The following is a 19,345-nucleotide window of genomic DNA, read 5'->3' on the forward strand; positions in this document are numbered from 1 at the left end:
GCGCGCCGACGGAGTTCACCAAACCTTCAGGCGTTCACCCGGATGTAAGGTTCGGCGCGACCGCAGCCGGAAAGCTGGCCGTGACGACCAGACCGCACGGTTCGGCTACGTCGACGAAGAACAATCCCCCGTACTGGGCCGCCATGGTCGCCGCGATCGGCAAGCCGAGACCGGAACCGCCGGCCGTCGCCTGGGCTCCGCGAAAGAATCGAGTGGTCAGCTGATCGAGCTCATCGGGTGACACCCCGACACCGTCGTCGCGGACCGACACGATCACCGACTCGCATTCTTGGCTGACGGTGATCGCGGTATGGGCATCTCGGCCCGCGTAGCGTACGGAGTTACTCAGCGCGACATCGAGAATCTGGGCGAGCACACTCGCCGGAACACCGGCTTCGGCAACCTCGGTAGTCGCGTCGAGGGTGAGGGTCATGTCGGCGCGCTGGAACGCGGCATGCCACGCGTCCACTCGATCCCGTGCCACCTCTACCGCGTCACAGTCCGACGTGTTCGAGCGCGCGGCGGCGTGTCCGGGCGCGGCATCGGCCACCGCCGAGGCCAGCAAGCCGTCCAGCAACTCCGTGAGCCGGTCCACTTCGCTCACCACACCGGCGAAGGTGGCCGACGCGTGATCCTGGGCGATCATCGGCTGTAAGGCCTGCAACCGAACCGCGAGCGCGGCCAGTGGATTTCGCAGCGAATGCGCCGTATCGACCACCAGTTTTCGCTCGGCCGCGGCCAGGTCGGCGACGGCTCGGGTAATCGACGCGACACCGACCGCGAGTTCGACGATCTCCCGCGGCCCCCGGCCTCTGGACCGGGGACCCCGCGGCTCCGCGCGCCGCACCGGCAAGGTCGAGGTCAGCGCGTCGACATCGCGGCGCAGCTTGGACACCGGTCGCAGGATCCACCCTGATACCCCGAGCGCCACGCCGCCGAACACCAGCAGGGCGGTGGCGGTCACGCAGGCGAGTTGAATCCAACTGTCGGTGATACCACGGCGAGTCGCCGAGGTCGAGATCGCGATGACGACCACACCGCCGGCTTGCTGCGAGGTTCCGATGGGCTGGCCGACCACCATCGGGTGCGTACTCCACGGATACAGCGTCTCCGGCGGGATGAACCGGTGTGCGTTGTTCGATACCTCGGTGACCCGTGGGTCGGCGCGGTTCACCCCGACATCGACCATCACCGTGCCGCTGCCCGCGATCACCAGGACACCGTTGCCGGTCTGCTCGAAATAGCTCTGCGCCTCCCCCTCGAGGCGTGCCGGATCAACCGACGCCGTCGCCGCGAACTGGTTGGCGACCTGGATCCGATCGATCACCATCGCCTGGGTCCGGCTCGACGCCAACTCCATCCCGATCCCGATCGCGAAGCAGATCATGCAGATCGCCGCCAGCAAGGTGAATACACTGACCAACCGAACGCGCATCCGGCGAGGTCACCGAGTCCAGCGGTAGCCGAAGCCGTGAATGGTGGCGATCAGTCCTGGGCGGTTCAGTTTGGCCCGCAGCGCGCCCATGTGAACGTCGAGCGAACGAGACGTGGACGGGGTTTTCTCGCCCCAGATCTCGTCCATGATCGTGTCCCGGGCCACCGCGACGCCCGCGCGCTCGACCAGCACGCGGGCTATGGCGAATTCCTTCTGGGTCAGCTGTACCGGCAGACCGGCCACTTCGACGGAACGAGCTCCCAGATCCACCGTGACATCACCGGTAACCACCACGGCCGGAGCGGACTCGGTTGTCTGCCTGCGTCGCACGACCGCTTCCAGGCGGGCGGCGAGTTCACCGAGCCGCGGCGGTTTGACCATGTAGTCGTCGGCTCCGGCACGCAGGCACGACACCACCGCCAACTCGTCGCCCTCCGCGGTCAGCATGATCACCGGAACCGTGCTGACCTTGCGGAGCTGGCGCAACACCAGGTAACCGTTGACGTCGGGCAGCCCGATATCGAGCACGACCGCGTCGTAGCCTGCGTGCGAAGTCAGCAGATCGAGCCCGTGTGACAAATGGTCGACGGCCGGGAAACCATGCGCTCGGAGGCCGTCGACAACAGCGCCGGCTACGCCCGCGTCGTCCTCCACCACCACCACACGCACGAACCCGGTCCCTTCCACACGTCCAGACCCGCACCTGAACACGAGGTGAGACTACCGCAGACGATCACGCCTGCCGTCGCGGAGTGGAGCGCCGCCGATCGGTCAACATTGTTGTCCGGCAACGGTCCTCATCGAGGCGATCCGAAGTCAGGCAGTCGCTCTACCTGCACCGGCGCGCGGCTCGGCCTGCGCGGCCGGTGCGACCGCGATCGGCGGATAGCCGCTCGGCCGGGGGACGGGCGGCAGGCTGGTGAATCGTCGACGCAGGTTGTTCAGCTGCCGATAGACCTCGCGCTGCTCCTCGTGCAGCCTACGGATCTCGTGGTGTAGCTGTTCTGCCTGATCGACAAGCTGGGCATAGAAGTGGCGACCCTGCTCGAGTTGGGCCCGTTCGGCTCGCGCGCGGGTCAGGATCTCTTCGGCCGAGGTTCGCGACACAGCCGATCGGGCCGTGGCAGCACTCGGCCGGATCCGGCGCGGAACGGGAGTGCCATCGTCAACCTCTTTCACGACAACCCCAGCCTCTCGATAGAATAGTCAATGCGCCCCGAAAATGAATTATGCGCACCACATCGAAAGCGATCAACCTCGCCGCGAATTCTTGATATCGACTTTGCGATTATTTACATATCTCGAATATTCTTTGGAATCTCTTGACAACCCCTCGAGTTCCCAGCACTCCGCCGGCGGGCGCGCGCGGTCAGGGCGACGGTTACGAGCATCATCACGACGACCACGACGATGGTGGCCAGCAATGCGTGCCGGTAGCCGACCAAAAACGCGTTCTGCACCGCTTGGGCGAGCGGCCCACCGAGTGTGTCGCCAACCGCGGCCGCCGTTGCCACGTTCTTGCCGAGCGGTTGCCCGACCGCGACGATGCCTTCGTGCGCGGCGACTTTGGCCGGAATGACGAGCTCCGCTCGATATCCCTGGTCCACGAGACCACCGGCTACTGCCAAACCGAGGAGGCTACCGAGTTGGACGACGGCCGACTGTGCCCCGAAGAGGACGCCGTTGCGAGTCGGGGGCAGCGCGGTAGCGATCGCATCGAGCGCGACCGCCATGACAATGCCCATACCCACGCTCATCACCGCGACCATCCCCACGATCCGCTCCAGGCTGCCCGCCGCGTCCGCGGTCAAACCGACAGCCAGGCCATCCAGCACCATCGTCAAGCCGATGATCAGCGGAGTTGTCGCGCCGGTACGGCGTTGCAGCATCGCACCGGCCTTGGCACCCAGCGCGGAGGCCACGCAGGCGGGCAGGAAGATGAGCGCGCCCGCCACGACCGGGTCGGTGCCACGCACCGCCTGCAGGTATTGGATCGTCACGAAGACAATGCCGAATTCCGCCACGACCGCCGCGGACAGCGCGAACATCGCGGGCTGCGCCCGCGGGTCGGCTCGCAACAGAATGTCGTGCGGCAACTCGCCGCCACGGCGGGTAGCCGCCGCCACAACCAAGAGCACGGCGCCTGCCCCCAGCAGCGCCACGACGGGAGCCGCGGTCCAACCCCAGTCGGGCGCCTTGAACAGACCGAGCGCGACCAGCCCTGAACCTATCGTCGCCGCAACGACACCCGGCCAATCCACCGGGGCTTGCGGATCGCCGGGCCAGCGCGGGACGAACTTGACGATGCCGACCAGCAGCGCCACCGCGACCACGGCATCGGCGAGGGCGACCCGGGGCCACCACAGATTGTTCAACAGCAGGCCGCTGACCAGCGGAACGACTGTCACGCCCGCGGCCAGACAGCCTGCCCACAACAGCAGCGCCTGGGCACGTTGCCGACCGGCATTGCTGACCAGCACGAGGATCGACAACGACGCGGGGACGATTGCGGCGACACCCGCACCCATGACGATTCTGGCCACCAGCAACGGAATCGAGGTCGCGGCCAGCAGCATGTGGGCCAGCAGACCAGCGAGAAAGGTGACATACCCGGCAATCAGCACTCGCTTGGCGCCGCAACGGTCGGTGAGCACACCACCGACGAGCAGAAACACGATGAGCGACAACACATAAGACTTCGGGATCCACAGCGAGAACTCGAGCACGTCCCGGTCACCCAGCTGCTGCAGCAAGGTCGACACGGCGATGCTGTGCAACGAAACGTCCTGGCTGATCAGGAATCCGGTGCCGCCGACGAGCGACAGGACGAGTGCGCGCCGCCCGCGGCTCGACGGCAGCGCCGGTTGCGTCCGGGTCACTCGGCCTGGACGGCTGATCTCGACTGCCATGGTGCGCCTTCGACTCGATAGCTCGGCCACCCCCGATCGGAAGTCTCGACTATCGGTGGCGATCTCGCCAATCGGCGCGGTGCCGGTCCACTGCGGTCGGCGTCAGCCCAGGTGATCGCGCAGTGAGTTGATTGTGGCGAACAGATCGTCCGGTTTGGGCGCCTCGGCCTGATCGATGTCGAGCGGTGCCATCAGTTCCTTGGCTTTGCGCGCGACCTCGAGCACCGCCGCCCGCGACGCCGCGGTGACCGCGTCCGCGAGCTCCGCCGGGGTCAATTCGCCGATCGAGCCGGAAAACTTGATGTCGGTGGCGATCCCGTCGGCATTCACGGTGACGCGCACCCGCCGTCGCGCAGTGGTGGCGACGCCGACAAGTAGCGCACGTTCGGCTTGCAGATCGGCGATTTCGGCCATCTTGGCCTGAAATTCCTCGACGGCAGCGTTGAAATCATCATCCATCGTGTCGGGTCCTTCTGTCGCGCTCACAATTCGACGGGCGGCTTCATCGGTCGAGAATCCGATGACTATCGCTTCGACGGTCATTCGGCGGGTTTTGCGACTGCGAAGTAAGCGGTGCGGGGGTGTGCTTCGGCAGTTGCGCCCGCAGCGCTGCCAGGCCTTCGAACAGATCCTCTGACTTGGGCATTCGCGACCGCAACTCGGCTGCCGGGGCCAGGAGCGTTTCCTGCTCGGCGGCCACCTTCGCGGCCGCCGCCTGCGCCGCCTGCACTGTCGCGCGGGCGATTTGGCCATAGCTGAGCGTGTTGATGTCGTCGGCGTAGTACGTCTCGATGATCGAGCCGGAAGCATTGACCACGACGGTGATTCGGCCGTGTTCCACGGTGGCGGACGCGGTCAGCGCGTCGCGCGCACCGCGCAGACTGCGCATCTGGCTCAGGGCCCGGCTCACCGCATCGATCAGTTCAGCGGCATCGGCCGCCGTGCTCGCGTTCTCCGGTCGTATCACTGTGCCGCCACCTCTGCCATCGCTGCCGCCCGTTCATCGAATTCGACCCGTAGTCCGGCGTATCGCGATAGATACGCGATCACCGCCACGGGGTCTTGCTGGCCGTCGAGATCGGGCAGCAGCACCATGAACCTCGCCGGGTCCGGGTCCTGCTCCCCCACCAGCGCGATCAGCTGGCCGCTCCGTAAACGCAAGACCAGCACCGCCTGATCGTCGTCGGGAACCTCCGCAAAGCCCGCCTTCACCGCCCACTCCAGGGCGGAGATGCCGATATCCAGCCAGCCGATGAGCCTGCTCGACCCCGGCGTCGGCCAGGTGCGCGGGTCGACCGCGACCGTGACCGGGTCGGGCCAGGGCCGCCGCCGATCCAGCTCCGCCAGCAGGCGGGCGAAGAAGCCCAGGATCTCGTCGCGGTCGACGCCGTCGGCCGCCTCGACGGCGGGATCGGGCACCGTCTGCGTCGAAACGGCCTGCGCCAGCGCCGGATAGAACTCCTCGACCGTCTGGGCATAGCTGACGCGGTCGATCAGGTCTTCGGCTGCCGCGCCGACGACCTCGGCAGCGGACAGATCGTCGACATGGGCCATCGATGCGCAGAGCTGAACCAGCGCCGCGGACGCATAGTCGGCGAACTCGGGCGCATCGGTCGGCCCGACCGGTGCGGGCACGATGACGGGTTCGAGCGAGAAGAACGGGCGGTCGACCTCCGCCACGGCCGGCCTGTTCGGATAGTCGTCCCCGGTATCAGGTCGATAGCGTAGGTAGAGTTCGGTTTCGGCACTGCTCAGTCCGGGCCGCTCACTGTCGCCTGGTTCGCCCTCGACGAACCCGACCTCCCAGGCCAGGATAGTCGCGAGCTGCGCCGCCGACAGCAGACCGGCGGGCATCGGCTCGTCGGTAACGGTGCAATCGCCGTCGTCGGCCGTGGCGCTGACCAACATCACCCGCAGTTGCTCCGGCGGTGTCGCACAGTGCCTGGCGGCGTCGAGGGCGTCGGATCCGACGATGACACACACCCCGCCGGCAGCGACAACCACGCCGCCATCGCTTCGCCTGCCCACAATCCGCGGCATCAGCAAGTTCCCTTCGCGCTCGACTGCCAGGAAAGTACCCAGCCCACGCACGGGCGGCGACCGGGCATGATCTGGTCGCCACAGCCGTTCACCTTCTCGTCACCCGCGGACACCGGCTACGCCCCGCCGGTGCGGACGACATCCCTGGCGATGAGGGCGGATTGGCGATCCAGCATCGGCCCGGCTGGCAGTTGACTGATGATCTGCCACGGCACCAGCTTCGGCTCGGCGGTCTGTCCGAGCACGACTGCCGTCGCGGCGTCCGGAATACCGAATCGAACGCCGGTGTCGGTGACATAGAACAGGCCATCGCGCCGGGTACTGTCCAGCTCGATACCGGTGGCCTGCACGAATTCGCCGCTGGCAGCGGGTATATAGGCCGTGTGGGCAGCCTCGCCCCCGACGAGACGCACCGGTGTCCGGCCGGACGCCAGCGGCAGTTGCCTGCCGACGAGCAAGCGCAGGGTGGCGGCTTGATCGCTCGCGCTACGCGCCCAGCTCGCGCAGGCCACCGGATCGGTATCCATGGCGACGATGGACGGGACGCCGGCCGGGAACTGCCCGATCGGCAGGGTGTTCAGCACCGGCAGACCGCCGATCGCGTCCGGGGACAGCAGCGGAATGACGGTATGCCCCATCGAGTTCGACGTGCGCAGTACCTGCGCGGTGAACTCCGAAATCTTCTGCAGCCCGTCGGCGAGCACCACATACGGCTGCGCGCCGTTGACGCCTTGGACCCGGATCACCGACCCCACAACGACATTGCCGACGCGCACGGCGCTGGGCGCACCCGCGTCGGGTATCGCCGGAGCGAGGAGTTCGGGGGCGGCGGCGGTCGCGTTGAGCAGTCCGGCACCGATCGGCCGCGGCCGCATGTCGCGAATCTGCAAGGTAGCCACGACCGCTTCACTGCTCATATCGATGCGTGCGTGCTTGCCGTCGTAGATCAGGTAGGTGGCGCCGTCATAGGTCGCGAGCACCGCCTCATCCGGTGAGGCGGGCCGGATCTGCGGGCCGAGCTGTGGCACGCCGTCGAGAACCGTACTGCGCAAACCGTCGGTCGCGTCTTCGCACAGCGTCCACTCGGAGCGATCGCGATCGACCGCCCCCGGCAGCGACGCGGGTGCGCCGGGGATGCCGAGCATCGGTCCGCGCGGTACCGAGGCCAGCTTCGAATCCGGCACCGACGTCGGTGATTCACTGGTGCCGGTGATCAGCCTGGCCGAAGCCAGATTCAGCACCGGGTGCATGGTCTTGTCCACCATGACGTAGAGGGCACCGCTGTCGCCGGCCATGATGATCTTGGCATCGCCGAGTTGCCCCTGCGGCCGCAGGAACGCCAGGACGCCGCAGCCTGCCGTCACCAGCACTGCCAGCACCAAACCCGTCAGCAACGAACGGAATTGGATGCGCATGGGATCGTGCAGCATTCGCACATCGCGGCGAACCAGCGCGTGCTCGAAACGCTGCAACAGAAATCTGTATCCATTGACCTGCGCCCGGGTCGTCAACTGTGCCGGCATTTCAACTCCTCCGTGCGCACGAACACGTGCGCATGAACACCGTGTGCCTGAATGTGCACACTCGTACGACATATGAGAGGCTACCGCACCACACAGGCGAGCGCCGAATGGAGATGTTCTGAATGAATAGCGAGATAATGCCGCCGGAAGATACCCGGGAATCACCTGTTGTGCCATTGCTGACTTCGGGGCCGAGCGAACTGTTCACACGGATTCCATTGTCCATCGTGCTGCCATCGGCGGCCGCGGGAACAACGGCCGCCACCACAGCCATCGCCCTCTGCGCAGATATTGGACTAGCTCTCGGCATCGGGATCACAATTGCGTTGCTCGGTGGCGTCCGAGTTTGGAAAACCAATGTTTGGCGAATTCTGGGAATGCGCGGCTCGCTCTGGTGGCGCAATCGGCGCGGTAGTGGTAATGAACCACGCCCCGAGTCGTTCGATGTCGATATCCCGGACTCCGGTGGCGCCCGCTGTGGCATGCGCTGGGACGGCAGCCACCTGATCACCATGGTCGGGCTCGGCGACACCGTGGTGCGGCCGACCCTGCTCGGATCGGCTCGGATCGAGGCGGGCGCGGCCATCTCACTCGCCGATGTGGCGCGGTGCCTGTCCCAGTTCGATATTCGGCTGGCCGCCGTCGACGTCGTCACGCTCGGTGTCCGCACCCAGGGCCCGCACAACGTCGTCCGGGTCTACGAAAAACTGCTCGGGCCACTGCCTGCCGCCGCTACCCAGACCGTCTGGCTGGTCCTGCGTTTCGACCCGCTCGACAACGTCGGCGCGATCGACAACCGGGGCAACGCACAGGAAGGCATGATCCGCACCGCCCTGGTCGCGACGCGCCGGGTCGCGGGTCGCATCGCCGCCAGCGGCGTCGGGGTATCGATCCTCACCGCCGACGAACTGGCGGCCGCGGAGGCCGCGGTCCTGCACGACAACGACCCACAGCAGTGGGCTGAGGATTGGCGCGTCTTGCGCAGCGGCGGCATCGAACTGGCCGGTTACGCGGTCCGGCCGCACCTGCTCGAACCGGGGGTGCTGGCGGCGGTGTGGACATTGCCCGGCAAGTCGGTGCTGACCCGCTTGCGCATGACACCGGCCGTCGATTCGGACTCGCCGGGCCGGCGTGGCACCATGGTCGCGCTGAGCGCGGTCGTGCGGCGCGACCTTGCCGGCGTCGGTCATCACGACGCCGAGGAACCGCCCGCCGAACTCGGGTTGCGTCCGTTGCGCGGACTGCAGCGCCAGGTCCTGCTCGACGGCGGGAACCTCGAGCCATCCGCCGCGCTACGCGGGGTACCAGCGGCGATGTCGCGATTCACGGTGCAGGCCGCAGGGTGCGGTCAGGTGATCGGCGCTACCGATGACGGGCTCGGTGTCGCGGTGCCGCTGTTCGGGCCCGCGGTCCGGCGGGTGGAGATCGTCGGGTCGCTGCGGCTGACCCAACTGATGGTGCTGCGCGCGATCGCGGTGGGTGCGCAGGTGATCGTGCACAGCGTTCGCCCCCGTGAATGGGAATGCCTGGTCGCAGCGGTCGGCACGCCTGCCGCGCTGTCGTTGCCCGCGTCCGGTAGCGCGCGATACACGGCCGCGGCGACGATGATCGTTTTCGACGGTATCGCCTCGGCCGGACAGGTGTCGGAAGCGACGGCCGTCCATGTCCGTTCGCCGCGGGAGTCAGCGGCGGTTCTGCTCGGCGCCGATGTCGCGCTGATCGAATCGGCGGACGTGCCCGGGCGGGTGCACATTCGCAGCGCGGGCCGGGAACTGACCGTCCAGGTGGTCTCGATCCGGGAGGAAGTCGAGTATCTCGAGGGCGCTGGAACCGACGCCGAAACCGAGGTCGGGCCGCAACCAGAGCCGGCACTGCGATCCGCATGAGAACGGGGGCCCGCGGCCAGTTGGCGGCGGGCCCCCGGGGACTCCTCGGTGCCGGATCTACCAGACGAAGTCGTCCGCGACGTGCTGATCGGTCGCCCGGGCCTTGTCCAGCGCGGCCTGCACGTTGTCACGTCCCTTCTTCAGCAGTACGAGCAGCTCGTCCAGGTCGGCGATCAGGGTCTTGTGCTTGGCCAGGAACGAGCCGGCGGCGCCGCCTTCGCCGCTATGCCAGCCCTCCCGCACCAGCGAGGTCGCCGCGTTCTGCGCGTTTTCCCGCTCCGTGGTAATGGCCGCGTGGTAGTTGTCCATATCGGTGATCAGCTGGATGACGCCCGCCGGGTTGTACAACATTGTGCTGGTTCCGTTCTCAGAAGTGGTTTCGGTCGGTTCCGGTCAGAGGTAATTCGTGTTCAGCGTGGTGAACCCGCCCATGCTCTCGTTTTCGGTTGCCGCGACCTTCGTTTCACCGGTACGCAACGCCTCTGAGACCTGGCCCAGATCGACATTCACTTTTCGGATCCTCGCCTGCAGTTCGTCGGCGAATTTGGTGAATGCGACGTTGGCTTCACCTTCCCAATCCTTCTTCGCGGCGATCACTGTGGCCTCGAGGTTGTCGACGCTCTTGTCGATGGGCGGAATCACGTCGGCGTACGCGTTCGCGTACTTCTGAAATATGGCGAAATCAAGGTGGAGAGCATCTGCGCCGGCCATTGACAGTTCCTTTCGGATGATGATGTGTTGAGAATTCCGGAGAAGTGACTCCGGACGATGGGTGGATGCGCGTACCGATTACGGCATCCAGCGGCCCTCGGGCAGCGCTTCGATCTGCGCACCGACGACATGGGCCAACCGGCGATCACTGCCGGGGGCCAAGGTCGTCCACGGTTGCCCGTCAGGGGCCATGCTGCCGCCGCCGATGATCCGGCCGGCCGCGGTGTCGTACACGGCGACGGCGGCGGGCGATCGCTCCGCGCTGCCGTCACGGTGGGAGTAGCACACCAACTCGGCGACCGAAATACACTGGCGCAGTGCCAGCCCAAGGGCCAGCGCGTCCGATTCGGACATGCCGAGCTGGTAGGCGGCGCTGGCCTCGGTGGTTCCCGCGTCGTCGAGCCGTCGACGCAGTTCGGCGGTGGGTGCGGTGAGCACCGGGATGTCCGCGGGTGGACGGGCGCCGAGCGCGGCCAGCAGCGGCCGGGCCAGTGCGACCGGATCCTCGTCACCCCACACGGTGCCGACCTGGATTTCGTCGCCCACTCGCACCGCCACCGCGTGGTCCAGGCCGCGCCGGGCCAGGCAGATCCGATGCGCGCCGGCGCGCCGGATCCGCAGGGCCAGTTGCCTTTCCGGACGGGCCAGGGCGAGTATCGCCGTGGTCAGCTCGTCGTCGAGGACGTTCCCGTCCTCGTCGAGCACGCCGCGCGCATAAAGCTCCGCGACAGCGGCGACGCGGGCGGCAAGGAAGTCGGCGTGCTCGCTGTGTTGTGGGCGCAGGGCGAGAACCACCGGAAGGGTTTGCGCGCCGAGCGTTTCGGCGACGACGAGGGCGGCATCGACGGTCAGGGTCATCATTGCGACGCCCCGGCGGTACGGGACTGCGCAACGCCGCCCAGAACTGGTGGTGCGGTGGCGAGCCCGGCCTGGACGACGATCTGCTCGCCGAGAGCTCCGGCCTCGGCTGCCACCGCCCGCTGACCGGCTTGCGGCGACACCGGAACCGGCGAAGTCGTGGGCGGCGCGAGCATCGACGGTGGCGGTACCTGCGAGGCCGTTGCCACGACGGGAGCGCCGGCCGTTGCCGCCACGATCGGCGAGACGGGTTGCGGCATCGGCGTGATCACCAGCGACTCACCGCCGACTGTCAGGGTCGGAGCCGGAGCGACAGTCGATGCCGACAGGTCGACGACCGGCGAACCCCGCAGCGCGGGAGAAGAAACGGCCTGCGCGTCGGGCGGCGGCCCCGATGACCCGTCGCCGACCGGCTTCGGCGCCTGCTCAGCGAGTAGGGCGGCTCCCGCGGAGACGACGGGGGCCGTCTCCTGCTCCCACGCTGCGGACAGCTTCGCACTGCCCGCCTCGTAGGTGCGCATCACCTGGGCGGCGTGGTCGCGCAAGGCGTCGATCTGATGCTCGGCAGTGTCGAACAGTCCGGCAAGCGGTGCGCCGAGCAGCGTGCCGCTGACCGTCTCCTCGGCCATCCGCACCGCCGCCGCCACCTCGTCCACGTGCGGCATCGTGAGCTGAGCGATCTCGTAGGCCGCGGCCTGCTCGGCGGCCGTGGCAGCATTGTGCTCGGCGGCGGTGGTGAGGTCGTCGAACCAGTCGGCCAGCTGCGCCAACCGGGCAATGCCCTCCGCGCTGGAATCCGATCCCCACGCGTTCCCGACAATGGCGAGAATGGCGCGATACTCGGCACCGGCCTCACCCAGGTGCAGTGCGAGCGCTGCGTAGGCAAGCCCCGCCTCGGCCATCGGCACGACGCCGGGACCGGTCGTCAGCTCGCGTGCCAGCTGCTGGGCCGGTACGGCGTCCCACATCGTGCCGGTGAAACCGGCGTGCGGAAGTTCGACCATCGCGTCACTCCTCGTCTCGATGTTCGGCGCGCGGTGCTACGCCAGGCGCTGGAACGACTGCACGGCGTCGTCATCGGAATCCCCGACGAGGTCGGCGTGGGAACGCAGGTTCGCGGCGATCTTGCGCAGTTCGCCGACGCCCCCCAGACAGGACTGCTCGAACGAAGCGCTGACTTGTCGCAGCACCTGCGCGGTGTGCCGCGACACCGGGTCGGCGGCTGCCGGCACCGGACGCAGCGCGTCACTGCGTTGAAGTAGCCCGCCCTCCAGGTCATCGGCCAGCATGTCCAGCCGACCGGCCGCCATCCTGGCGAGTTGGTGATCTATCGCGATGCTGCTCATCAACGTTCTCCTCTTAAAGGCTGAATGGCGTATCCGGGTCGGCGGTCGTTTCCACGCCGATGATGGGTGCTGCGGTCTCGGGCAGGCCGCCTCCGACCAGTTCGTCGCCATAGCGGGCATCGACAGGCGACTCCTGGCGGCCGCCCCCCGGGCGTGCCCGGTCGTCGCCGATCGAGCTGGCACCGGGTGCGAAAGGCGGTAGTACTTCATGCGAGTACGTGGAGGCCGACGCCGAAATCAGCGGCGTGCCGATCGGGCTCGCGGTCACCGTGATGACGCCTTCGGTTTGCCACACGCCCAGCGGAGCCGCCGCCGGGGCGACCGCCGCTCCCCCACTCGTCGACCCGACCGGCACGGCTGCCGCAGCGGAGCGCGTCGGAGCCGGCGCCGCGGGGTCGGCGCCAGGCTTGGCCGGGAACTGCGCGGGGACCTCTTTCCCGACGGTCTGCGCGACCGAGATCAACGGCGTCACCACCTGCTGCAATCGCGACAGCAACTGCGTCACGGTGGGCTGGTTCGGCGAGGAGGGCGCGACCCCGGCGGTGGCGAACGCCGATCCCGGGGAGGACCGCGAACCGACCGCCGACACATCCGGCGCCGAGGGACCGGCCGCCGAAACCGTCTGGGTGAGCGAACGCTGGACCTTGCCGAGGTCCGCATGTTTCGGGCTGCGAGTCGGCACCGGCTTGCCCGCCTCGGTCATCTCCGCCGACTGCGCCAGCAACTGCGCCTTGGTCTGGGCGGTGATCGCCGTCGCCTCGGTGCCCGCCTCGATGGCGGTGGCCAGCAGCGCCGCCTGGCCGGGCTGCGTCACCAGCGTGGGCCCGAGCGCTGCGGTGGTGAGCGCGAAACGCGTCGCTACCGCCGCCATTTGCGCATATCCGGCAGCGACGGTGCCCGCGGCGCCGCCGGTGGTCAGGTTGATCCGCGCGGCCTGCTCGGAGATCGATGCGGACGTCGCCACGGTGTCGACCGCCGCCGCCGTCGCCGCCGTTGCCCCTGAGCTCTCCATCGACTGCAGCAGCTGAATGCCCGTGGAGGCCAGCTGCATCGCGGTGCGCACCGCGTCGGTGACATTCCGCATCAACGTTTGCGGATTGAACTCCCCCGCGCCCAGGTTGCCGTTGCCGTAGCCGCTGATCAGGTCGGTTACCGGTTTGAACAGTGCCGCCGGGTCGAGCGGCGGGAGGACCGGCAGACCCGGCAGCGGTGGAAGAGTGGGAAACTGCGGCAAGCCGATGCCGGCCAGCAACTGCTGGGTCGGCTGATCGAGAAACGGAGCAGCCGGCGTATTTCGGAGCGCGTCGAGAACGGTCGGATGTAGCGGCGCCGCGGAGGGTTGCGCGGGAGTCACTGTTCGGCGCCCGTCAGCGTACCGAACGAAGCCACGCTGTGCTGCTCGGTCAGTTCATAGGACGCCGCCGCCACCCGCGCGGTATCGGCGGTGGTGGTGAGGATTTCGACGAGCTTGGTCAGTGCGGCGAAGTGGTTGGCCTGAGCGTACGCGAAACTCGTCAGGAATTCGTGACCGATCAACCCGAAGGTCGGAGCGATGGCCGCTATGACAGCGGCCTGGTCGACGGCCCCCGCGACGGCGACCGTCGCCGCCATCCCGTCCGAAATCTCGCCGTATCGGCGGAATGTCTGCGGCTGCACATTGAGGACGTTCATCGCGGTACCCTCCTGGGCTGGTTCTGTGATCTCGATACCTAGACGGCTCGCGTCAGAAATCTAATTCGGGCCGCGGTGTCCGCAAGCGGTGCGCGAGCGGCGACCCCGGCTGTTCACCTGCCCGTTGACTCGTCCCTGCGGGCAGGGCAGCGCTAGCTGTTCACTTGACCGTTGAATTCGTCGATCAGTTGTCCGCGCGCTCCCAAAGCCCGCCGCACCGCCGCAGCGGCGGTGGCAACGAGCACCCGTTCGAACTCGGACGGCGACAGCATCGCGATCGCCTGTGTCAGACGGACATCGAGCAGTCGGCCCACCCCGTCCACCGACACGGTGATGACCCCCTCGGCATCGGTGTGGTCGACTCGGATCGCGGCGAGATCCGCGGCGAGCCGTCGCATCCGATCCAGTCGTGCGCGAGCACCCGCCTCGAGGGCAGCGAAATCTGTCACCACGAATCTCCATCCCGGTCGAGCCAGCTGTGCGGCTCGTACCCGTGCTCCGATTCCGCTGCGAGCTCGTAGTGTTCGACCGCGTCCTGGGACGGCAGTTCGAGCAGGTCCAGCGCCGATTCCGGGACACCGATCTCGGCCAGGTACGCACGCCGGAGCAAGCCGGCCCGGTTGGCCGCGAGCTTGCACAGCCGCAGAATGTCGTCACCGAGATCGTCCGGGTCGCGCCGGAGTTGGTCGGCGGTGAGCCGAACCGCCAGCGGCACAGCCGAATCGGTCGCGCTCACCACGATGTCGCCACCGCGCAGTGCGGCCTCGCCGGTCGAATAGGGCGTGAAATCAGATTTCGGTGCTTCCAGTTCCGGCGCGTCCCGATCGAGCGTCGTCTCCGGGTCGGCCTCGGCCCCGTCGAAAACCGGGCTCTCATGGATCGTCGCGCCGAACATCGAGTCCGCGGACCACTCGGCGTCGATTCTCGGGGGTTGTTCAGACACGTCGCTCGTCCTCCATGGTCTGTGACACGGTCGCGATATCGGCGGCGATCATGGACGCCAGCGCCGTCCGATCGACCGCTGTCGCGACCGGTCCTGCCGTCTCGGCGACGGCGTAGCGGCCGTCATCGACCAGATCTCGCCATTCGATGCGGTAGGGCGTGATGCCGCGCGGCCCGAAGATCGAACTACCCATACGGGTTTCGATCACTCCGAGCCGCTCCGCGGGCCGTCGCAGCCACGCCGCGCTGGCGCGATCGGCCGCATAGTTGTCGTAGACCGGAGACCGGCCGTAGTGGTGGTCGGCCTCCGCGCTCGCCGGGCTGGTGATCAACGGAGTATCCGGCCCCCGCCCGGCCGCCCGAGCGGGGAGCGCGCCGACCACCGCACCGGCGAGCCGATCGGCATCGCCACTGGTGATCACATAACCGCCACTGTGCCACCGCGTTTCGCCGGGTAGCTGGCGAATCAGGACCGCCACGTCGCCCTGCCGGGCTCCGACCAGGCGAAGCCGGCCTGCGGGGTCGCCGCAATCGCGCGGGTCGAACGCCACCGCTGTGACCCGAATATCGGCATGGGCGACCCGGGTGAGGGCGTCGTGCAGGGCGCCGTCAGCCGTCTCGTCCAGCCCGGCCAGCGCCGCCGCCGCCAGTCGCGCCCAGCCCCGCGTGTTGTCGCCACGATTCAGCGCGAACAGCGGCAACGGTAGCCGGTCCTGAAACAGCCTGTCCCACAAGGCGATCAGTTCCGTATCAGTGAGCTGCCAGGTGCGGCTCACCGATCGAGCACCGGTCTGATCGCGAGCCCCGGCTGCCCGAGCGCCTCGTCGAGATGCTCGGTCGAATCCAGCAGCTCGGACCGCTTCTTCTCCTTCTCCTCGCCATTCGGGCGGCCGGGGTGACCGCCGAACGGGACACCCGGTTCGCGCCCACCAGCGGGTCCGGCCCGTCCGGTCAACTTCTCGTCCGGAACGGCGGTGAGGCGGGGGAACAGCTTGGCCTCCTGGTTTTTCAGCTGTTCCAGGGCGAATACGCGACCGGTCCCACCTCCGCCGCCACCGCCCTTGCCGACGAACGGGACGTTTCCTGGTGGCAGGAGGGCGGAATTCATCAGCCACGGGGTGCTGCCCGATTCTTTCGAGGTCAGGTCGTCGGGCAGGTTGCTCAGCGTCTCGAATGGTTTGTCCTTCAGCCCTTCCGGCAGGTTCGAGGTGTTCGGTCCCGTTTCTGTTTGGGGATTCGGGAGCTCGGAGGAGGGATCGTCGCCGTCGACGGGCGGGTTGCTACCGCCCGTCGGATTGTCGCCGACGGGCGTCGCGTCACCGCCGTTGTCGTCAGGGCCGGTCGGCGGCTCGTCGCCGGGATCACCGCCGGACCCGTCTGCACCGGGCGTGTCGAGCGCCTCGATCGGCGCGGTCCCGCCGACGTTCAGGCTCGGCGTCACCACCTCGTTCGGCTGAGGTAGCGCCACGATATGGGTCGTCAAATGCGTGTAGTTCTCGGTGTAATGCGTCTGGAAATGCTCTTGGAACCGGAGCAGGTCCGCGTCGTTCTGCGTCCTGGTCGTCGAGGGCGGTGGTTCGGGGGTCTGCGGCATGCCGTTCTTCGTCCGCTGCAGCCAGCCCGAGCTGAACACCAGCGAGTCACCCAACAGATTCATATCCGTCGTGAGCTGCTCGGAGGCGAATACGTACTGCGTGGTCGCCAGAATCGCCGCGTCCGCACCCGCGCCGGTCCATTGATCCGACGCACCGGCGATGGTGGTCCGCAGGGTGTCGAAACCACGGTCCAACCCCTTGGACAGCCAGTACCACACACCACCCGCGTCGGCGACCGCCTGCGCATTGATCGACTGGCCGACGTTGTACAAAATCGACCAATCCAGCTGCGAGCCCGCCTCGGGCCAGAACAAGGCCGGGTCGTAGAGCGTCGTGGTATCCGGCTTGTTCGAATGTCGGGGAATCTTCACCGATTTGGGCGCTCCGCTGGGTGGCGTGCCCGGCGGGCTGTCGAAGGAGATCCCCTCGAAGCTCACGGCCGAGTTGTGCTCGGTAAGGGCGTATTTCTTGCCCGCGGCGAGAAACGTGTTGCCCATATTGGTGAGGATGTTGCGATGCCGATCCATGCGTTCCAGCAACTCGGTGGCGATCTTTGAGTTGAACAGGGCCCACATCTGCACCCCCGAGGCGCACGCGGCGAACACCGGACTCGCGCGTTCATAGTTGCCCTGCACCCAGCTGTGCACGCCGACAACGACATTCAGCATGTCCTCGACGTGCTGTGCGCACTTCTGCGCCGTCCCCGCCTCGAGCAGAAGCTCCGCGCCGCCCAAGCTCGCCCATTTGGTGTTGTCCGAGACATCGGAATCAAGTGCCATGTCGCAACTCCTATCAGCGCAATCAGTTCGGATCGGTCATCTCAACGGCCGTCGTCGTAGACGCTGAGCCGCGAGATTCCACCGCGCGACTCGTCCCCCCGGACGCGCTGCAGTTCACCGCATTCCCGTTCGATGAGCCGCACCAGCCGCTCGGCATCGGTCGCGACCGCGGCCACCGGCGGCCCGGCATCGACGATGTAGCGGCCATCGCCGGGATGGTCTTCCCAGAAGATCCACTTGGTCACCTGCCCGCGCGGGCCGAAATTCGAGTGACCGTGCGTGATCTCGATCCGGCCGACCGTGGATTTCGGCGCGGCCTGCCACCCTCGGCTCCGAGTGTCGACATCGCGGTCGCCTTCGTCGTACAGCGAACTGCGACCGTGCCAGTGATCGAACACGGGCTCGGCCGTCGAGCTCAGCAATTCGACCTGCGACTGGCCGCCCGCCGCCATCGGGGGAAGCTTGTCCACGATCACTCGTGCGAGCTCCACCGCATCGCACTCGGTGATCACCAGTTCGTCGTGACTATAGGGCGACCGCACGCGGAATCCCTCGACCAGGATCGCTCGGTCGCCGAACAGCTTGCCCGCCATCGTCCACTGCCGGGCCAGATCATGGGGCGCGCTGTCATCATGGGCGAGCACCGCGATCCGCACATCGGCCTGCATCGACTTCACCATCGCCTCGGCCAGCGCCGGGTCCCACGCGGCCTGCAGCTCACCCCAGACCCGAGCCTTGACGAATTGGAAGTCGAAATGTCCCTTCACGTCGGCGACGTAGGCGAACGGCCAGCTCGTGCGGCGTCCCACCAGTCGCTCACGCAGCACCAGGTATTCGAGGCCGGTGAGGCGCCAGGTCCGTGCCATCAGTTGCCACCCTCCGCCGCGATACCCGGGACGCCCGCCGATCCGGGCTCGCCGACGACGTCATCGATCGACCTCGCCGTCGTGAAATCCTGGAAGACCGCGGGCTGATTGCCCGCCGCACGTCCTGGTACCCCCAGCTGAAGTAGTTCGAGCGCCTCGTTCGGGCTGGGCAACAGCGCCCGCGAGTCGACCGGCCCGGTCGCACCCGGTGGGAGGAGTAGCTCCTCGACCTCAGCTATATCCTCGCCGATCCGCTCGGCAGCCTCGGCCAATGCCTGCTTCACCGTCAGGGTGCCGTCCTCGACAGCTTTGGTCAGCGCTTGCAATCCCGGGCCGAGCTGGGCGGCAAGTTGATTGCCGAGCTGCGCGAGAGTCGTGATGCCGGAAGTGATGAGCTGCAACACCTCCGAGAACATACTGAGCATCTCGGAGGCGGAGAGAGCGCCGCTGGCGCCGGTCCCGGGGGCACCGCTCGGACCGGTACCCTGGCCGGGATCGCCCGAGGGTGCGCCGCTCGTGCCGCCGTTTCCACTGGGCCCGCCGTTTCCACTGCCCGAACCCGCGCCCGATCCGTTGCCGCTGCCGCCGGCTTCGCTTCCGGATCCGCCGCCGGTGCCACCGCTTCCGTTTGCGTTGGATTTGCCGTTGTTGTTGTCTCCGCCGCTGTTGTTGCCGTTGTCGCCGTTGTTGCCGTTGTTGTTTCCGGTTCCGCCGCCACTGCCTGTTCCACCGTTGGTGGGGGGTGCCGCGGTATTCGGGTCGACGAATTCGGGGACCTGGCCGG

22 protein-coding genes are annotated in these 19,345 nt (G+C 67.6%); 1 reads left to right on the plus strand and 21 read right to left on the minus strand.

Annotated elements, in window-relative coordinates; all coding sequences use genetic code 11:
• Positions 1 to 34: 34 nt before the first annotated feature.
• From ACIHAX_RS30355 to eccB, 8 genes are all read right to left on the minus strand, one after another.
• A complete protein-coding gene (locus ACIHAX_RS30355; RefSeq protein WP_397280990.1) occupies positions 35 to 1,435 on the minus strand; it encodes a sensor histidine kinase in 1,401 nt (466 codons plus the stop codon).
• 9 nt (positions 1,436 to 1,444) lie between these two features.
• Positions 1,445 to 2,104: a response regulator transcription factor gene (locus ACIHAX_RS30360; protein WP_397280992.1), complete on the minus strand. Its 660-nt coding sequence runs from the start codon at positions 2,102 to 2,104 to the stop codon at positions 1,445 to 1,447.
• 147 nt (positions 2,105 to 2,251) lie between these two features.
• The gene (locus ACIHAX_RS30365) at positions 2,252 to 2,542 is read right to left on the minus strand and encodes a hypothetical protein (RefSeq protein ID WP_364433927.1); all 291 of its coding nucleotides are present in this window, start codon (positions 2,540 to 2,542) and stop codon (positions 2,252 to 2,254) included.
• 185 nt (positions 2,543 to 2,727) lie between these two features.
• A complete protein-coding gene (locus tag ACIHAX_RS30370) occupies positions 2,728 to 4,344 on the minus strand; it encodes an MFS transporter (RefSeq protein ID WP_364433930.1) in 1,617 nt (538 codons plus the stop codon).
• A 102-nt stretch (positions 4,345 to 4,446) separates the two neighbouring features.
• Positions 4,447 to 4,887 (minus strand): YbaB/EbfC family nucleoid-associated protein, encoded by a 441-nt coding sequence (locus ACIHAX_RS30375; RefSeq protein WP_364433932.1) that lies wholly within the window; start codon positions 4,885 to 4,887, stop codon positions 4,447 to 4,449.
• Complete coding sequence (locus tag ACIHAX_RS30380; protein WP_397280996.1) at positions 4,847 to 5,311, minus strand: YbaB/EbfC family DNA-binding protein; 465 nt, start codon at positions 5,309 to 5,311, stop codon at positions 4,847 to 4,849. Before ACIHAX_RS30380 ends, ACIHAX_RS30375 begins: the two co-directional genes overlap by 41 nt.
• Positions 5,308 to 6,348, minus strand: coding sequence for a hypothetical protein (locus ACIHAX_RS30385; RefSeq protein WP_397280998.1), 1,041 nt, complete (start codon positions 6,346 to 6,348; stop codon positions 5,308 to 5,310). Before ACIHAX_RS30385 ends, ACIHAX_RS30380 begins: the two co-directional genes overlap by 4 nt.
• A 152-nt stretch (positions 6,349 to 6,500) precedes the next feature.
• Positions 6,501 to 7,907 carry a type VII secretion protein EccB gene (gene eccB / locus ACIHAX_RS30390; protein WP_364433940.1) on the minus strand — a complete coding sequence of 469 codons (1,407 nt, stop codon included), beginning with the start codon at positions 7,905 to 7,907 and terminating at the stop codon, positions 6,501 to 6,503.
• Between the two features lie 137 nt (positions 7,908 to 8,044).
• On the opposite strand from eccB, the gene eccE reads away from it, so the two are divergent.
• A complete protein-coding gene (gene eccE, locus ACIHAX_RS30395) occupies positions 8,045 to 9,793 on the plus strand; it encodes a type VII secretion protein EccE (protein ID WP_397281022.1) in 1,749 nt (582 codons plus the stop codon).
• 57 nt (positions 9,794 to 9,850) lie between these two features.
• Here eccE and ACIHAX_RS30400 read toward each other — a convergent pair whose 3' ends face one another.
• The 13 genes from ACIHAX_RS30400 to ACIHAX_RS30460 form a co-directional block, all read right to left on the minus strand.
• Entirely contained in the window at positions 9,851 to 10,144 is a 294-nt protein-coding gene (locus tag ACIHAX_RS30400) for a hypothetical protein (protein WP_356967652.1), read from the minus strand.
• Between the two features lie 42 nt (positions 10,145 to 10,186).
• Positions 10,187 to 10,504 (minus strand): WXG100 family type VII secretion target, encoded by a 318-nt coding sequence (locus tag ACIHAX_RS30405; RefSeq protein WP_356967654.1) that lies wholly within the window; start codon positions 10,502 to 10,504, stop codon positions 10,187 to 10,189.
• A 78-nt stretch (positions 10,505 to 10,582) separates the two neighbouring features.
• Positions 10,583 to 11,365 (minus strand): ESX secretion-associated protein EspG, encoded by a 783-nt coding sequence (locus tag ACIHAX_RS30410; protein ID WP_364433948.1) that lies wholly within the window; start codon positions 11,363 to 11,365, stop codon positions 10,583 to 10,585.
• Positions 11,362 to 12,366, minus strand: coding sequence for a PPE domain-containing protein (locus ACIHAX_RS30415; RefSeq protein ID WP_364433951.1), 1,005 nt, complete (start codon positions 12,364 to 12,366; stop codon positions 11,362 to 11,364). Before ACIHAX_RS30415 ends, ACIHAX_RS30410 begins: the two co-directional genes overlap by 4 nt.
• A 36-nt stretch (positions 12,367 to 12,402) precedes the next feature.
• Positions 12,403 to 12,708, minus strand: coding sequence for a PE domain-containing protein (locus tag ACIHAX_RS30420; RefSeq protein WP_356967660.1), 306 nt, complete (start codon positions 12,706 to 12,708; stop codon positions 12,403 to 12,405).
• Between the two features lie 13 nt (positions 12,709 to 12,721).
• Positions 12,722 to 14,062 carry a hypothetical protein gene (locus ACIHAX_RS30425; protein ID WP_397281003.1) on the minus strand — a complete coding sequence of 447 codons (1,341 nt, stop codon included), beginning with the start codon at positions 14,060 to 14,062 and terminating at the stop codon, positions 12,722 to 12,724.
• Positions 14,059 to 14,379, minus strand: coding sequence for a type VII secretion target (locus ACIHAX_RS30430; protein ID WP_356967663.1), 321 nt, complete (start codon positions 14,377 to 14,379; stop codon positions 14,059 to 14,061). Before ACIHAX_RS30430 ends, ACIHAX_RS30425 begins: the two co-directional genes overlap by 4 nt.
• A 152-nt stretch (positions 14,380 to 14,531) precedes the next feature.
• Positions 14,532 to 14,828, minus strand: a complete 297-nt coding sequence (locus ACIHAX_RS30435; protein WP_397281006.1) for a YbaB/EbfC family nucleoid-associated protein — start codon at positions 14,826 to 14,828, stop codon at positions 14,532 to 14,534.
• A complete protein-coding gene (locus tag ACIHAX_RS30440; protein ID WP_364433963.1) occupies positions 14,825 to 15,322 on the minus strand; it encodes a hypothetical protein in 498 nt (165 codons plus the stop codon). Before ACIHAX_RS30440 ends, ACIHAX_RS30435 begins: the two co-directional genes overlap by 4 nt.
• Positions 15,315 to 16,097, minus strand: coding sequence for an ESX secretion-associated protein EspG (locus ACIHAX_RS30445; protein ID WP_364433966.1), 783 nt, complete (start codon positions 16,095 to 16,097; stop codon positions 15,315 to 15,317). The genes ACIHAX_RS30440 and ACIHAX_RS30445 overlap by 8 nt, the downstream gene beginning before the upstream one ends.
• The gene (locus ACIHAX_RS30450) at positions 16,094 to 17,695 is read right to left on the minus strand and encodes a hypothetical protein (protein WP_397281009.1); all 1,602 of its coding nucleotides are present in this window, start codon (positions 17,693 to 17,695) and stop codon (positions 16,094 to 16,096) included. Before ACIHAX_RS30450 ends, ACIHAX_RS30445 begins: the two co-directional genes overlap by 4 nt.
• Before the next feature lie 41 nt (positions 17,696 to 17,736).
• On the minus strand, positions 17,737 to 18,561 hold the full coding sequence (locus tag ACIHAX_RS30455; protein WP_364433972.1) for an ESX secretion-associated protein EspG: 825 nt from the start codon (positions 18,559 to 18,561) through the stop codon (positions 17,737 to 17,739).
• On the minus strand, positions 18,561 to 19,345 hold a 785-nt coding region (locus ACIHAX_RS30460; protein ID WP_397281011.1), incomplete at its 5' end, for a hypothetical protein. The genes ACIHAX_RS30460 and ACIHAX_RS30455, both read right to left, overlap by 1 nt.

It is taken from the genome of Nocardia sp. NPDC051929, assembly GCF_044548645.1.
Classification (GTDB): Bacteria; Actinomycetota; Actinomycetes; order Mycobacteriales; family Mycobacteriaceae; genus Nocardia; species Nocardia sichangensis.